At 31.6% G+C, this 17,017-nt stretch carries 6 protein-coding genes and 2 pseudogenes; 3 read left to right on the top strand and 5 right to left on the bottom strand.

Going from position 1 to position 17,017, the window contains the following annotated elements; translation table 11 throughout:
* Window positions 1-127: 127 nt before the first annotated feature.
* Window positions 128-1,564, bottom strand: coding sequence for a hypothetical protein (locus tag ACNQGN_RS12460; protein WP_417988158.1), 1,437 nt, complete (start codon window positions 1,562-1,564; stop codon window positions 128-130).
* Between the two features lie 923 nt (window positions 1,565-2,487).
* On the opposite strand from ACNQGN_RS12460, the gene ACNQGN_RS12455 reads away from it, so the two are divergent.
* Entirely contained in the window at window positions 2,488-6,654 is a 4,167-nt protein-coding gene (locus ACNQGN_RS12455) for a hybrid sensor histidine kinase/response regulator transcription factor (protein WP_417988157.1), read from the top strand.
* Window positions 6,655-6,780: 126 nt separating this feature from the next.
* Here the strand turns inward: ACNQGN_RS12455 and ACNQGN_RS12450 are convergent.
* Window positions 6,781-7,474, bottom strand: a pseudogene (locus tag ACNQGN_RS12450) (transposase); the annotation flags it as partial.
* 383 nt (window positions 7,475-7,857) lie between these two features.
* On the opposite strand from ACNQGN_RS12450, the gene ACNQGN_RS12445 reads away from it, so the two are divergent.
* Both ACNQGN_RS12445 and ACNQGN_RS12440 read left to right on the top strand, forming a co-directional pair.
* Window positions 7,858-10,881 carry a SusC/RagA family TonB-linked outer membrane protein gene (locus tag ACNQGN_RS12445; RefSeq protein WP_417988156.1) on the top strand — a complete coding sequence of 1,008 codons (3,024 nt, stop codon included), beginning with the start codon at window positions 7,858-7,860 and terminating at the stop codon, window positions 10,879-10,881.
* 18 nt (window positions 10,882-10,899) lie between these two features.
* Window positions 10,900-12,426: a RagB/SusD family nutrient uptake outer membrane protein gene (locus ACNQGN_RS12440; RefSeq protein ID WP_417988155.1), complete on the top strand. Its 1,527-nt coding sequence runs from the start codon at window positions 10,900-10,902 to the stop codon at window positions 12,424-12,426.
* Window positions 12,427-13,128: 702 nt separating this feature from the next.
* On the opposite strand, the pseudogene rhuM reads toward ACNQGN_RS12440, so the two are convergent.
* From rhuM to ACNQGN_RS12430, 3 genes and pseudogenes are all read right to left on the bottom strand, one after another.
* Window positions 13,129-13,224 (bottom strand): annotated as a pseudogene (gene rhuM, locus ACNQGN_RS18930) (RhuM family protein); the annotation flags it as partial.
* A 136-nt stretch (window positions 13,225-13,360) separates the two neighbouring features.
* Window positions 13,361-15,562, bottom strand: coding sequence for an alpha-galactosidase (locus ACNQGN_RS12435; protein ID WP_417988154.1), 2,202 nt, complete (start codon window positions 15,560-15,562; stop codon window positions 13,361-13,363).
* Between the two features lie 57 nt (window positions 15,563-15,619).
* Window positions 15,620-16,972, bottom strand: a complete 1,353-nt coding sequence (locus ACNQGN_RS12430; protein WP_417988153.1) for a DUF6055 domain-containing protein — start codon at window positions 16,970-16,972, stop codon at window positions 15,620-15,622.
* Window positions 16,973-17,017 lie beyond the last annotated feature (45 nt).

Genomic DNA, 17,017 nt, shown 5'->3' with positions numbered 1-17,017 from the left:
CGCCATTGCTCAGCCAATGTGTACATCTGTTCTTGTTGATTCATGTCTAAAATTTTGAATCAGCAAATTTAAACTAGATGATTTATGAATCAAAGATGCTTTTAGTGGGACCAATACGTTAGTAGTTTTAATTTAGATTCTCGTTTGTTATTTCTGTAAGTTTGGTATTTAGATTAGTTTCCTTTTTTGTAACTGAAGATTTCTTAGAAGTTGATTTTTGTGCAGTTTTTTTGGGAAGAACCTTTGTTTTAGTTTTAGAACCAACAGTTTCAAGTTTAGCATTTTTATTTTTAATGGTCTTTTCTAATAGATTAGGATTCTTTTCTATTACTTCCCCGATTAATTCTTGAATAGGACGTTTAGGTACTTCAAGAACTGTGTAATCTTCTTTAAAAATTTCTTTAAACGTTTCTTTAAACTTATCTTCTTTTCTTAATTTATAAAATAATGGCCAAATTTTATAATGTTCCTTTATTACCTCCCCATTTTGACCAATTTTTTTCATCAGTAAATAAGCCTCATCAAATTTTTCCGTCAATATTAAATGAGCAAGTTTAAAATTGTCACTACTAGCACTCCAATCCTTACTCTCAATTATTTCTTTTGCAATATCCGTTTTTTCTTGTAGATATTTTGAAAGAGATTTATTAACTATATAATAATTTTTTGCTGAATCATTATGAAATTTCGTTTGTTTACAGGCAAAATCTAAAAGTATATCAGCAAGACTATATTGACCATTTGTAATTAGAGTGTAGCAAATTTCATTAAGTTGTTCGTCAGCAAATTGATAATCTTCTTTAATTAATTTTCTCCAAATTGTATGAGTTAGTTTAGTTGATAACTCATAAAGACATTTGTAAGCATTGTTCAAATAATCGCTAGAAATCTTTAATCTTTTGTTTAGTTCAATTCCTGTAAGGTCGCATTTATTTTCTTTACAAACCTTTAAATATTGATTAGAAACAATTCCATCACAGTGAACAAATAAATTTCTTCTTTCGGTAATCTCAATAAAAGTTTGCCATATTGGTAAATCTTTTCTAAGAGGAATTGTTAGTTTATTCTCTAAATAATCAAAGTGTTCACTATGACTTTTACGAAGAACACTTTCTACTTCTTTTTCAACAACATATTCTCTTGCTGTTTCAATAGAATCAAATTCATTCAATTGTGAGAACGAAAGTTCTCTTTCGGAATTATTAATGTATTCTGGTCGAATTTTAAATAAAGTTTTTAACAACTGATTTAAAAAAGCATCATATTGAGATATAAGTGAAACAAATAGGCTTTCAGGTATAATTTTCATTGCTAAATTTGAAATTTCAGAATTTTTTGCCAATTGGTCAAATATACGTGATTGTTCAAATTCTAGTGAAATAGACTTGTTTCCGTCTTCATCCTCAATTTCTTCAACATTTTTTTCAATAAATTCTTTAAACTTTGTATTTGCTTTTTTGTTATGAGGTTCAAGAAGTAAAAGAGTCATTGGTAGTGTATCTTTGATTGAATCTAGATGTCTCAAAAGTTTATGCAGATTTTTGTCTAATTCTTCTCCTTCCATTTTTATTAGTTTATGTTTTAAAATATTATATTATTTTTTTTTATTTGAGTATTTTAACGACAATATCCTACTATTTCCTGTAACTTGTATATATGCGAAACAAACTTTCGTGTATACACCAAAATTCGGATAGATTTGCGAAGGTTTATTTCGCTTTATATTTAATCAAATATATAATAATTATCTTATAAATATTAAAACGACATTTTATTTGCTGTAAACTTTTGGCACTCCAATATACATCTACTTTATAAAGCTAGCTTCTTTAAATCCTCTAAGAAATGGTTCGTAAATTGTTCCGTATGGATCGCAATTTTATTAATAATTTTCGTGATCGATAAGGTATTCTATACAATATAATTTACAATCTAACATCCTAATTCAATAATCCATTCTGCTTAATTTTCTCAAATCAGCTAAAAAATGGTTCAAAAATTTTCCCGACAGGATCAATATTTCATTATTATAGATACTTGTGAAATAAGATATTTAGATCACAATAATTTCAAAGCAAGGGTTTTTAATTTTAAAATTAACTTATTTAAAGATCATCATTAACACAAACAATTTTATAATAATCTTCCAGAAATTCATTAGATTTTTCAAGATTACCCGCTACTAGAGATGACCCATCAACATTTTGATGGGTTTTTTCATTTTTACTACCTTCCTCACCCCCAGTAAATAAGGATCAAGAATAAAACGGGTCAAGCATTATTTCTGGGGACTAGCGTATTTATGCATATAATTTTGTTACTCTGAATAAGAAGAATTTTGATTTGTCTAGCCTAAATTATTGTTACAGTTAATAGACAAAATTGTCATTAAATGTGATAATTTTAATTTGTTGTTATAATTTAAATGATTTACAAAATTTAAGTGTTAATTTTATAAACATTTAGTTTAAAAATGGGTTTTGTAATATGAAAAAATTTTTTTTTGTTTGTTGTTTAGTGTTGTTTTCCATAGCTGTTTGGTCTCAAAAACCAATTGAAAAGTATAGATTTGTTAATATAAAAGAAAGCATTTCCCAAATTGGTGTACCTACAATAATTCAAGACCATTACGGTTTTATTTGGCTAGGTACCAGTGGAGCTGGATTAAATAAATTTGACGGTAGTGATTACAAGACATATAAATTCAAACCAAACGATCCTACCTCGTTAAGTAATAATGTTATCAATTGTTCTTATCTTGACAATAAGAACAGATTATGGTTTGGTACAGATGAAGGGCTAAATTTATACGACTACAAGAATGATTGTTTTAAAAGAATTCTTTTATCTGAATTCAAAAAAAATAAAAGAAATGTTTTGGTTAAGAGTTTGATAGGAGATAAAAAGGGGAACTTATTTATTGGTACTTTAGAACTGGGATTATTCAAGCTGGATTTAAATAATTTTAAGGTTGAAAAAATATCATGTCAAGAATCTAACTTAACTTCAACTATTACGATAAATGCGCTTAAGGTAGATTCTAACGGAAAGGTATACGCTGGAACTGATAGAGGTCTTAAAGAGTTTGACGCTAAAACAAATACGCTTAAACGTTCTGTTTTTAAAAATAAAGAAAGGGTTAAGTCCATTAATGACCCTATTCAATGTTTATTAATAGAAAAAAATAATATTTGGATTGGAACTATGTCTACAGGCTTATTTAAAATTAAGAGCAATGATAATAGTAAAGATCATCTATTTGAGATAAATCATTTTCAAATTTCACAAAATCGACTTTTATCAATTATTAATTTACCCGACAAAACCGTAATGTGTGGTACAGAGAATGAAGGATTATTTCATATTGATGCCAATGGGAAAATTTTAAATCATTATCTATCAAGCAAATCCGAAAGAAAAAATATTCTATGTAATTCTATTTGGTCTTTATTTTTGGATCGTAATGAACGTATATGGATGGGGTATTATAATGCAGGAATTGGTGTTTATGACAAGTTATATGATAAGTTTGAAAATCTAGAAAGTATACCTGGCATTCCTAATTCATTACAAATAAGCTCTGTTACTGCTATTGTAAAAGATCGTTTTAATAGATTTTGGATAGCTATGGATGGAGGAGGTATTGATGTTTTTGATCCTAAATCGAGTCATTATACTCATATTAGTTCTGCAGAAAATAAGGTGTTTTCGGGGCTGACCAATGAATATGTAGAAGCATTACTTATTGACAGTAAACAAAATATATGGGCTGGTACTTGGAACGGAGGAGTATATTTTTTAAAGAATGGCGATAAAAAATTCATTAATTTCACTGTAAAGAATTCAGGTGGAGGTTTAACCTCTAATAATATTATAAGTATAGCGGAAGATTTAGAAGGAACTATTTGGTTTGCTAGTCGGGATAAAGGTCTGCATTCGTTCAATCCGGATACAGGAAAATTTATAAATTACAGATCAGGGCCATTTTTAAAATATGGTATTTTAGAGAGTTATGTGTCTAAAATATTGGTTGATAAAAAAGGTAATCTTTGGGTAGCGACAGCAAATATAGGTTTGTTTAAGATCAAAAAGTTACCAGGGAATACGTTTTCTATTGTGTCAATGGCTGATAGGATGTCTGAAGAATTTAAAAATTATGCAAAAACTAACGTTATTTTGTCACTTTATGAAGGAGAAGACGGTTCAATTTGGATTGGAACAAAAGGTGCTGGTTTGTGTAAATACAGTGGTAAAACAGATAGTTTTAAATGGTATAACAAACTAAATGGTTTAGAAGCCGATAATATAGTGGGTATTATTGGAGATTTAAAAGGGAATATTTGGCTAAGTTCAAATTCAGGGGTTGCAAAATTAGACGTTAAAACCAATACGTTTACTAGGTTTACAAAAAATGATGGACTCCTTTCTAATGATTTTAACCGAAATGCTACTTTTAGAGATGAACAAGGAATCATTTATTTTGGTAATTATTTTGGATTAGATTATTTCAACCCTTCAAATATTTTAGTTAATAATGTTTTACCATCGTTATATTTAACAGACTTTAAATTATTTAATAAAACGGTTACGACTAATCAGAAAGGGTCGCCCCTTAAAAGTGTTATTGGTGAAACGAAGAGTATTACTTTAAATAATACCCAATCTGTATTTACTATTGAATATACAGGTATTAACTATACCAGACCCGAAAAAAATCAATATGCTTATTATCTTGAAGGTTTAGAAAAATCATGGAATTATGTTGGTAGATTAAGAAGTGCCACTTATACAAATTTGGAACAGGGTAATTATATATTCAAATTAAAATCTGCCAATAGTGATGGTAAATGGAATAAAGAAGTATTAGAACTAAAAATAACTGTTTTACCACCTTGGTGGAAGTCAAATATGGCTTTGTTCTCTTATGTTGTTTTGTTGCTTTTGGGGGGCTATTATTTTAATAAGATGATGCTTATTAGGTTGAATAAAAATAAAGGAATAATTCTGGAACAAAATAAAAGAATGCAAGAAAAGGCTTTAAATGAAAAAAAGTTTCAGTTTTTCACTAATATATCCCATGAATTAAGAACACCTCTTACCTTAATTATGAACTCTATTGACGATATTATTAGAGATGATACCTTAAACCTTGCTACACGAACAAAAGAAAAGCTTAATATTATTCATAAAAACACCAATAGACTTTATAGATTGATTAACGAGCTATTAGATTTTAAAAAACTTGAATCAAATAAATTAAAGGTTAAAGCTGTGAAATTAAATTTAGTGGATTTTATTAAAGATGTTGTAATCCATTTTAGAGAAGAATTATCTATCAAAGGAATAGAATTTGATCTAGATTCAGATGTAGCAGATCTATCAATTTGGAGTGATGCAGATATGTTAGAAAAGATTATTTTCAATATCCTATCAAATGCTATTAAGGTAACACCAAATGGTGGGACAATCAATATCAACCTTCAATCAACAGATAAGTTATTCCATTTACCTTTAGTAAATAAAACTGAGGGGGTAAAAGCGGTAGAGATTATTATTTCTGATACGGGTCCGGGCATTGAAAAAGGAGAAGTGGAAAAAATATTTGAGCGTTTTTATCAAGTTGAAAATTTAAATAAAAGTTATTACGGAGGTACAGGAATTGGTTTAGAATTGGTTCGAGATTTTGTTAGGTTACATAAAGGCGAAATTGAAGTTGACAGTAAAGTAGGAGAAGGAACAACTTTTACAATCATATTGCCAATGGGCAAGTCTCATTTTGATGATAATGAAATACTTTTAAATAGTATAGCGGTTCAAGTTAAAAAGGAACAAGCACTTACAAGTTTTCAAATAGAAAAGAAAAAGGGAATTGATATAGATGAAAATCTACATAAATATACATTGTTAATAGTAGAAGATAATTACGAACTTAGAGATTATTTAAAAAAAGAACTTGAAAATGAATACAAGGTTTTAGTTGCTAATAATGGAAAAAGTGGAATTGATTTAGCTAATGAGTTTCTTCCAGATATTATATTGACAGATGTCATGATGCCAGAAATGGATGGGTTCGATTTTTGTAAAAATATAAAGAGAGATTTAAGAACAAGTCATATTCCTGTATTAATGCTTACTGCCAAAACTGAAATCGAAGATAGAATAGAAGGTATTGAAGTGGGTGCAGATGCTTATATGGTTAAGCCTTTTGATATGAGACTATTAAGGCTGCGTTTATCCCAGTTAATAACCAGCAGGCAGTTAATTTTTAATAAATATTTTAGTTTAATTAGTGAAGTGCCTGAGGGAATTAAAACATTATCCTTAGATAAAGAATTTATTGAGAAAGTGTTAAACTATATTAAAGAGAATATCAGTAATCCGGATTTAAATGTAGAATCACTTGCAACTCAATTAAAATTGAGTAGAAGCCAGTTTTATAGAAAAATTAAAGTGCTCACAAACCAGACCGCTAATGAGTTTTTAAGAAATGTTCGACTTCAAAAAGCAAAACAAATTTTGGAAATGGACAATGTAAGTATAAGTGAAGTATGTTATAAAACTGGATTTTCTTCCCCTTCTTATTTTACAAAATGCTTTAAGAGTTATTTTGAAATATTACCTACAGATGTTAAAATCAAAAAAAACGAGCTTTGATGATTGGTTTAGTCGGTTAGAAAATCAGTGTAGAATCCTCATTTTTAAACGCACCAAGTACACTATTTCAAAAAGGGTGTAAGTTGAAATGGATAAGTAATAAAAACGACACTTTGGATATGCAAACTAAAAGTTGTAAGTTAAAAAGTTAGGCTTCGATTTTATAATCGGGGCCTTTTTTTTTAATATAAGGGTAAATTGGTTTAAAACAATTCCCAATTTTGAATCTGCATGGACTATTTTTTGGTTGCTTCTCTTAAAGCCAAAAAAAATACTGGTTTTAGAACTGCCTCATCCGTGGGGAATGACAATTTATTTTTGGTTTATTTTCGGATTTTACCAGTAAGATTTTCAATTAAATTGTAGTATAAATGTTTTTTTGGATTACAATTGGAAAGTCAAAAAATACAGCGAGCTTCTCCCTGTTATCGTGCCAGGATTTGAGAACATAAAAATATTTATTTTCTCATTTGTCGGTAAAATCGTTTAAAGCCTGCTCCGTGGCTTGTTTGGTTGTAGCATTATGCTATTTTATATCGGCAGTAAATTGCTTACGGCCCTTCCAAGCGTTTCTAATTTCACGAACCACACATATTTGTGTTTGGGATTTCGGAAATACACCTCTGTCTTCAACAACACAAGTTTTTAAATCGGTTAAGACATCCATCCAAAAACTGCTGCTTTCGTATTTGCCGAACCGCATCCCCAAATCTTCTTTTTATCCTTTTCTGTTGGGGTCTAAGGTTAAAAAGATGGTTTTGTTGATGACTTTTGAGCCTTCTCTAACTTTAAAAACAATGCCATCCATCCAAATAATTAATTAAAGGTCTTCTAATGATCTATTGGATATATAAATAAATCAGTTATAGGATCGAAATATCATAGAAGGTCTTTTGTAAAGGGATATTTATAGTTAAAATGGAATTTAAGACTATAAAAATTGTTGCATCGACTATAAAAATATCGCTTAAAGGTTAGTTAAATACGTAATAGCTTTAAAAATTATAGTTATTGCTTTAAAATTGATATTTAAATTTTTGTATTTTCTTAACATTTGTCGAACTATGGAATTTATATTTTCTTAATGGAATTAATTTGTTGAAATACTACTATTTAGATGCTCTCCTTGCATTTTTATTATTATTCACCTTGATCTTTTTAAAATTAAATCTCATAGTACTAAAACTAACCAAAAAAAAAATTATGAAAAACAAACTGCTAAAAAAACTAATACTTCCAGTATTTTTATTATTTGGAAGCATTATTTATGCTCAATCAGTATCGGGTACTGTATCCGATAAAACAGGCCCTATTCCGGGTGTTAATGTATTGGTTAAAGGTACTGCTGGAGGAACACAAACAGATTTTAATGGGGCTTTTAAAATCAATGCTAAGAATGGAGATGTTTTAGTCTTCACTTTTATAGGTTTTAAATCTCAAGAGATTAATTACAAAGGGAATTCGCCAATTAATGTATTGTTGGAAGAGAATTCAGCTGTTTTAGACGAAGTTGTAGTTGTAGGTTACGGGGCTAAAAAGAAAAGTTTAGTAACAGGGGCAATTTCTAGTATTAGTTCTGCTGATATTCAAAATTCTTCGTCAGCACGTGTTGAGTCCGTGTTACAGGGTAAAACATCAGGTGTTACCGTTGTATCTTCTTCTGGGGCTCCAGGTTCTGGTTCTAAAGTTAGAATTAGAGGCGCTGGGTCTAATGGAAATTCAGATCCATTATATATTGTTGATGGAATGAAAGTAAGTTCTATAGATAATATTTCTCCAAATGACATTGCTAACATGGAGGTTTTAAAAGATGCAGCATCTTCTGCAATTTATGGTACACAAGGAGCAAATGGAGTTATCATTATTACAACTAAACAAGGTAAGCCTGGAGAAACAATAGTTAGCTACAGTACTCAATTAGGTACTCAATCCGTTAGGTCTAATATGAAGTTGATGAATGCGTCTCAATTTGTAACCTATTTCCAAGAGGCAGGAAGAACCCAGGTAGTTGATAACGGCATTAATACAAATTGGATAGATGAAACTTTTCAAAATGCCCCTACACAAAGACATGATTTAAGTATCTCTGGAGCGAACGAGAAAACTTCTTTCTATTTTTCAAGTTCATATATGGATCAAGATGGTGTTGTTGGTAAAGATTCAAACTATAAAAGATTTACAGGAAGACTTAATCTTAAAACTCAAGTCAATGATTGGCTAGAATTAGGTTCTAATATAACCTATTCAAATATAGGGTCTTCGCCTATTACTGAAGATAATTCAACAGCTGGAGTTGTAACTCAAGCTTTAGTTATGGATCCATTAACGCCAGTGATTTATACAGGAACTTTACCACAAAGAGCTTTAGCTGGAGTAGCTGCAGGAACAGCTATGACAGATAGTAATGGGAATGTTTACGGATACCCAACTTATGCAACGGGTGAGGCTGTCAACCCTGTGGGATTAGCAAATTACACATTTAGAGGAGGTATTGATACGGATAAAATTTTAACATCGGTGTTTGCTAAATTGAATTTAGCGGAAGGTTTATCATTTACCTCTAGATTCGGATATGAAAGAACCAATACGTTTGATAATAGATGGACCCCTATTTGGGTTGTATCGTCAGAAGCTCAAAATCCTACTGTAACATTAAACAATCAGATTTCAAGAAGTTCAAAATGGTTATGGGAAAATTTTGTGAGCTACACTAAAGAATTTGGTAATCATAATATAACAGGATTATTGGGGTATTCATCTGAGAAAACTAAGAGTCCATTTTATTCTTTACGCGGATCGCAAATTCATGATCAAACGGACCAATTTGCATACTTTGACTATGCAAACCGAGATAATGATGTAATTGGTGGTAGTATTGTTGAAAAAAGGGGAAGCTCAGTTTTTGGAAGAATTTCATATGATTATATGGGTAAATATTTATTAGAAGGCTCGTTGCGTAACGATACCTCTAGTTTTTTTCCGACTTCAAAAAAATCGGGGTATTTCCCGGCAGCTTCTGCAGGATGGTTAGTATCTAAAGAAAATTTTTGGGCAGAAGGCTCTAAAATTGATTATCTAAAACTACGAGCTAGTTGGGGACAAAATGGTAGTGATAACAATTTAAGTACTTACATAAGCAGTTTAATATTTCAAACTGTAGCAACAGAAACTGCTTTAACAGTTCCGGTTGTTTACGAAGGTGCAAGTGGTATTACTCCAGGGAATTTACCAAATACTAATTTAGAATGGGAACGTTCTGAACAATTGGATTTGGGCTTAGATTTACGAGCATTAAATAATAGGTTAAATTTTTCAGTTGATTATTATGTTAAAACAACTAAAAATTTACTTCTTGTAAATGGAAATATCATTGCGCCTCCATCTTTAGGTGTAGGAGTTCCTTCTATTAATGCAGGAACAGTTGAAAATAAAGGGTTTGAATTTGAAATGGGGTACAGTGATAAAACAGCGGGTGGTTTTAGTTATGGCATAGACCTTAATTTGTCAACCTTGCATAATGAAGTTACCGATATTAGTTATGTAGGTGATAATGGTTTTATAATAGGTGCACTTGCACCACAAAACAATGATGGTGTAACTCGTTTTCAAAAAGGATTACCATTATGGTATTTCTATGGATATAAAACTGACGGTATAGATCCTGCAACAGGAAAAATAAATATTGTAGACACCGATGGTGTACCTGGAATTACATCAAACGATAAAACAAAAATCGGTTCTCCACACCCTGATTTTCTTTATGGAGGAAATATTCAATTGGGATATAAGGGTGTTGATTTAAACATTAGATTTCAAGGTACGCAAGGGAACGATATTTTTGAAGCTTACCACCAGACTTCAAGACCGATTACCAATAAACCAATTCAATTTTTTAATGGTAGATGGCAACAGGCAGGAGATATTGCATCTTATCCTGCTGCGCAATATGCAACATCTGCATATGATACTGATTTAGTAGTAAATGATGGTTCTTATATGAGAATTAAACAAATTCAATTAGGATATAACTTCTCTAAAGAAGTCTCTAATAAGTTGAAATTGAATAAATTAAGAACTTATGTGTCTTTAGATGACTATTTTACCTTTACTAAATACAATGGTTTGGATCCTGAAGCAGGAAGTTTTTCTGATAATAGTATAGGGGTAGATAGAGGATTTTATCCAATAGCTGCTAAAATATTATTTGGTTTGTCACTTGAATTTTAATAAAATAAAACATTAAATATGAAAAAAATAATATATAGTGTTATGGTTATATTTTTAATAACTGTATCATGTAGTTCAGATTTTACGGAGGTAACTCCGGTAGGTGTGCTGGAGAGTACAACTTTCTTTAATAGTGAAAGTAATACGGAAGAAGCTTTAATTGGATTGTATGACCTTGTGCAATTTAATAATGCTCAGGCCTGGAATTCAGCTTTTATAATTAAAGTAATTCCGGGTGATGAGGCTAATGCCGGTGGTGGTAATGCAACAGATCAAAAACAATTACAAGAAATTGATGATTATACAAATATATCTATTTCTAATCCCTCTTTGGAAGGTGTTTGGAATAAGGAATATAGAACAATTGCACTTGCAAACACTATTATAGAAAAGGTTGAAGCAGGAAGCTTGAGCAATAAGACTTTTGCAATTGCAGAAGCAAAGTTTATGAGAGCTTGGTGTTATTTTGAGCTAACAACTATGTGGGGTGCTGTGCCTTTGCGTTTAGAAAATCCCACAACAATTAGCGCTGAAGCTTTTGCCAAACCAAAAAGTCCAAGAGCAGAAATTTATGCTCAAATAGAAGCTGATTTAGTTGTAGCTATTGCTGGTTTGCCAGATAAAAGCGCGGTTAAAAATAATTTTAGAGTTTCAAAAGGAGCTGCTCAAGCATTACTAGGGAAAGTTTTGGTTTTTCAAGGAAAAACTCTTGCTGCAATTCCTTATCTAAAAGCTGTAATAGATAATCCCGCTCATGGTTTAGAGTCAGACGTTTCAAAAGTTTGGTTAAAAGATTCAGAATTTGGAAAAGAGTCTTTATTCGAAGTAGGCTTTCTTACTACAAAAGGGTATGATGCGAGTAATGCAAACCTTGCTGGTCGTAATGAAAGTAACATATTTATACAGTTAATGGGTGCTCGTGGTGATGGTTACTTTAATTTGACGGGTACTGGATTGAGTAATGGATGGGGCTTTAACTTGCCTACCGCAAAAATATTAAATGCTTTTGATGCTGCAGGTGATGTAACTCGTAAGAAAGCTACGGTAATGAGTGAAGCGGAACTTAATGCATTTGGCGGAAGTTTAACTGGCAGCCCTTGGGACTATGAAGGAGGTATCAGAACAAAATATGCTGCACGTGCTTCAGAAACAAGCAGTACCGGCAACGCCTCTCGTAATTATGGTACAAACTTCAGATTATTTAGATTTGCTGAAGTATTGTTGCTTGCGGCCGAAGCTTATAATAAGGAAGGACAAGATGACAAAGCGAGAATAGAATTAAACAAAATTAGAAATAGAGCTGGATTAGCTGATGTGTCTTCGTCCTTAACAGGTGGAAATTTGTTTAACGCTATTGTAAATGAAAAATTCTTGGAGTTAGCTTTTGAAGGACAGCGTTTTTGGGATTTAGTTAGATGGGGAAGTGCTAATGCAGAGTTATCAAGTAAAGGATATACTGCTAAAAATAATTTATATCCAATTCCTGCATCAGAAATTGCTAAAAATAAGGCGCTAACAATTGCGGATCAAAATCCAGGTTATTAATATAATTTGTTAAGTTTGTTTGTTAATGGTGGCTGTCCGAAAATTGCTTTTCGGACAGCCTATTTCATTTCTAATACTTTCCTAAACCACTATAAACACTATGATTAATTCAAAAATACCGTTTACTTTTTTGGTTAGATATTCCCTATTTTCTGCCCTAATGGACAAGCCTTGTGGAAACACTATTCTTATTTCTTAATTACTTTTTCGTTACTTTCTTAGTCGTTATTTAGTCGTTTAACAGATAATTAATTCCTGAAACTTGTTTTCGGTTTCTTTTAATCGTTTTCACTAATATCGTAGCCTTTGACTAAATAGTCTTTCAAACGTCGGGTTGTACTATTGGCAAAATTGGGTGCCTCGTTTTGAATTTACTCGATAGCCTACAGAGATTTTCGGATCTAAATTATAATAGTCTATATTTCATAATTCATCTTCTCCTGCTTCATTTTGAACTGTTGCATTTTTTGCAACAGTGGCCTCAAATATCAATTCATTCTTATGCTAAATTTTTTATCGCCTAAAAGTTTATTGATGCGAAATGACTTATGAGTTTTTATAAAAAGTTTAAATAATCGCGTTATGACGGCGACTATCGCCGCCAAAACAATAATTTGTAAATTAAAAAATTACTTATTTAAAAGTCATCATTACTTTTAATCGTTTTTCGCTAATAGCGTAGCCTTTGACTAAATAGTCTTATAAACGTTGGGCTGCCCATTGCCGGAATTGGGTACCTTGTTTTTATTTTACGCGGTAACCAACGGATATGACTACATCGAGATTGTAAAAATCAACAGGCTTATCTGAATTTGCAATGTGCATTATTTGCACATTACTTTTTTAGGAGGAGCAAGATCCAAAGTTAATTTTTTAGATCCTGACAAAAGTCTATGGATTACCAAAAAAACTTTTTTTGATCAAAAAAATAATATTATTCAACTGCCGTAATTTCGAGGACAACACTATTTTCTTGTGTGGAAGACGAAACTTTTAATCCAATTTTCATTAAGAAATCACCAGAAAAAACAGTTCCTGACTCTTCAAAAGTGTTTTTGTTTTGTGGCATTAAATTGATTTCTTTTACTGTATATTTTATTGAAGCGTTGAGTCCTTCTAACCTTACCAAACTGTAATTCGGGTCTGTTAGTGGGTGCAAGGTATATGAAAAAAGTACCGACTGTGTTTTGTTTTCATTCACATACATCAATACTGCCCTACTACCCTCATAAGGCGAAATCAATCGATATAAATCACCCTGCCAAATCACAGGGCTTAATCGCTTGTAATTAGAAACGGCTTCTTTACAAAAATTTAATTCATTTTCCCGTAAACCTCCAACTTGAATATCAAAACCTAATTTGCCCATCATAGCTACATCAGTTTTAAATTTAATCGATTGATTTCCCATAGAAGTGACGTGATTACAAGTCGCTAGTGAAGGATAAAAATTAGAATATCCCCATTGTATAAGTACACGGTCAAAAGGATCTGTATTGTCGCTTGCCCAAAACTCGGTAAAATAGTTCAACATTCCGTAGTCAACCCTGCCACCGCCACCAGCACAAAGCATCATGGGAAGGTTTGGATATTTACTCTTTATTTTGTCCAGAACTTTATACAAACCTTTTGTATATTCTATAAACAAATGTGATTGTTGATTCTTTAAATAGGTCGAATAAGCACTTGTCATCATGCGATTGCAATCCCATTTAAAAAAGGTAACGCCCGATTCCGTTTGCATAATATCATCTACAACCTTAAAAACGAAATCCTGTACTTTTGGGTTGCATAAATCCAGAACCAATTGTGTTCGATAAATGCTCTTTTCACGATTTGGCAAGCTTAATACCCAATCAGGATGTTTCTCATACAATTCGGTCTTTTCATTGATCATTTCTGGTTCAATCCAAATACCGAATTTTACATTTGTTTTTTTAGCTTGTTCCATAAGAAAACCAATGCCATTTGGAAGTTTTGTCTTAGTAGCTTGCCAATCTCCCAAGCCTGATGTAGAACCACTTCTTGGGTATTTATTTCCAAACCAACCGTCGTCAAGCAAAAACATATCCACCCCTAATGTTTTGGCATCTTCAAACATCTTGGTCAATTTAACCTGATCAAAATCAAAAAATGTGGTTTCCCAATTATTCAATAAAGTCAGACGAGGTTTTTCTCCATCTTTAAGACCATATTTTCTTGCCCAAGCGTGTAAATTTCTACTTGCTTGACCTTTTCCGTGATTCGAAAATGTATAGATAAAAGCAGGCGTTTTGAATATTTTTCCGGGCTCCAAATTGTATTCTGAAGCAAATTCATTGATCCCCGAAATAATTCTTAATTCGTTATTATTATCAATATCAAAAGTGTACTTAAAGTTTCCTGACCAAGCTATTGAACCCGCAATGACTTCGCCGTTATTTTCTCCCGATTTCGAATTTAAAGAAAGGAAAAAACTTGGTGATGCAAACATATTCGTTCGTACTCCTAATTTTGAATCGATCACTTTACTGCCTCTAGTCAGCTGACTTTCTTCCATTCTCATCTCTTCGACAACATCGCTGTAAAATTGGGTTAGCCAATATTTATCAGCATCCAAATGCAAAGCTGATGAAGCATAATTATAAAGCGTCACTGCTTTTTTTTCCTGATGCTGAATTGCTGTCCACGACTCAATCACATTTTCCTTATAAAATATTTTATAATGAAGATTGACAAAAACAGGATATTGAGGATCTTTTAATTTTATAGTAATTTCTGTAGTATTGGCATCAATTTTTTGAGCAGTATGACTTTGATATTCTAATTCTAATGAAGGATTTCCGTCATTGTGCGTTATTCGAATAGCGGGCTCAAATAAATTATCTGTACCAAAAGTTGGGTAAGCAACATGACGCAAATCAATTAATGGATTACCATCATTTACTACAAACTTCTTTGTATTTTCTTTCGAAATCAATTCATATTCTAAACTGTTACTCAACTTTGTTCCAAAATACGTCTGATAAAGTTTTTTGTTTTTACCTACTTTTAAAACCAAAGCCGAACTTTCAGTTTCGATCCTAATCATTGCACTTTCTTGTGCCTGAGTAGAAGAGTATACAATGGTTAGTAATAACAGGAATAATTGCTTCATCTTTTATTTTTTAAATAATAATATCTATGATTTCTTAAACTAATAAATCTTAAATTATCAATTTTCTATTTTATAATTATCTAGTGTCGTTTCTGATAATTGAAACTGATAAGGCCATTGTTCGTCAGGAGTTTTATCTAGATTTTCATTCCATCTATCAGGTCGTGACCAATGTTCGGTGGGCGCTCCCAAAACTACTAGCCATAAATATTCTGTATTTTGAGGAACTTTAAAAGAAGCTTTGCCACTATTATTTTTGAAAGTTTCACCATACACACGCACTCCATTTTTTAACTGAGCTACAAAACCATACTGCCATCCTGCTTTTTCAACTTTCACTTTTGAAAAACCATCTGCTCCGGCTATTCCTTTAAAATTCAATTTTATTTTGGTCCCCCATTTTGGAACGTTCAGTTTAATTCCATTGTATCCGTAATTTTGAGGGCAATTAATAGTGTCAACCTCATACCATCCATTCTTCAATTGATTTACTTTGGTATAATGCTTATTAGCATATTGATTAGCTACAGAATCAATTCTTTGCAAATCCCAAGTAATAAATCTTCTTGAGGCATCAAACATTTCATCATTGAATTGCTCTTGCGTAAGCGCATTCAAACGTTTATATGTCATCACGGCATCTTCCCCTTTTTCATTATTACGCATCAATTTTCCAAAGAATTCTTTTCCACGTTTTTGTGACCAATATTCAATTACGTAAGGAGAATGATACATGTTGTACGGGTGCAAAAATCCGTAGTGAGTTCCTTTTAAATAATCCACTAAATGATAATTTTCAAAAGTCATCCAACCTGAGTAAACTTGCCAAAGCATATACTGAGCTGACATTTCCATGATCGCACCATTAGGCCCTTTTCCTGTATCAGTATGACTTAAATACTGAAAACTGTGCCCTAATTCATGAGCCAAAACTCCATAAGGCTCTTTATTTACACGAACCGCAGGTGCCCAAAAAATCCCCACTTTATCCTCATCGCCGCCTCCAAAAGCTGTTTTTTCATCACCTTTAAATATATAAACCAAAACTTTGTACTTATCAATAAGTGAATTACCGGATTCTACCAATTTAAGTTTGTTTACATAAGTATCGTAAATTCTTTCACTTTCACTCAACATTTTGTCAGGATTAAATTGCTCTGACTCTTCGGTATTAGACATCGGATTCTTCCCATAATCTTTATGCCAAAAGATTGCAATATTTTCTGAAGTGACCATATGTTCAAAATTATAGTTACTATTTGAATCTTTATAATCATTGTCTTCAGGTATCATCCACACCTTTTTAGGAAGATATAATTCTTTCTTTTTTATTTCCTGGGATGAAACAACAAAAAAAGCAAAGTGAATGATGGTAACTAAAATCTTTACAAGGGCTTTATTTTTCTGCATGGTTATGCGTTTTATTTGCTAAAGATGAATTGACGTTCTTAAAAT

The sequence above is a fragment of the Flavobacterium rhamnosi genome (genome assembly GCF_048286515.1).
GTDB lineage: Bacteria > Bacteroidota > Bacteroidia > Flavobacteriales > Flavobacteriaceae > Flavobacterium.
This window is presented reverse-complemented; position numbering and strand designations above follow the sequence as displayed.

What these genes read in the sequence shown, in the direction of transcription:
- ACNQGN_RS12455 (WP_417988157.1), top strand. Translation starts at nt 2,488, where the DNA reads ATGAAAAAATTTTTTTTTGTTTGTTGTTTAGTGTTGTTTTCCATAGCT.
- ACNQGN_RS12435 (WP_417988154.1), bottom strand. Translation starts at nt 15,562, where the DNA reads ATGAAGCAATTATTCCTGTTATTACTAACCATTGTATACTCTTCTACT.
- ACNQGN_RS12440 (WP_417988155.1), top strand. Translation starts at nt 10,900, where the DNA reads ATGAAAAAAATAATATATAGTGTTATGGTTATATTTTTAATAACTGTA.
- ACNQGN_RS12445 (WP_417988156.1), top strand. Translation starts at nt 7,858, where the DNA reads ATGAAAAACAAACTGCTAAAAAAACTAATACTTCCAGTATTTTTATTA.
- ACNQGN_RS12460 (WP_417988158.1), bottom strand. Translation starts at nt 1,564, where the DNA reads ATGGAAGGAGAAGAATTAGACAAAAATCTGCATAAACTTTTGAGACAT.
- ACNQGN_RS12430 (WP_417988153.1), bottom strand. Translation starts at nt 16,972, where the DNA reads ATGCAGAAAAATAAAGCCCTTGTAAAGATTTTAGTTACCATCATTCAC.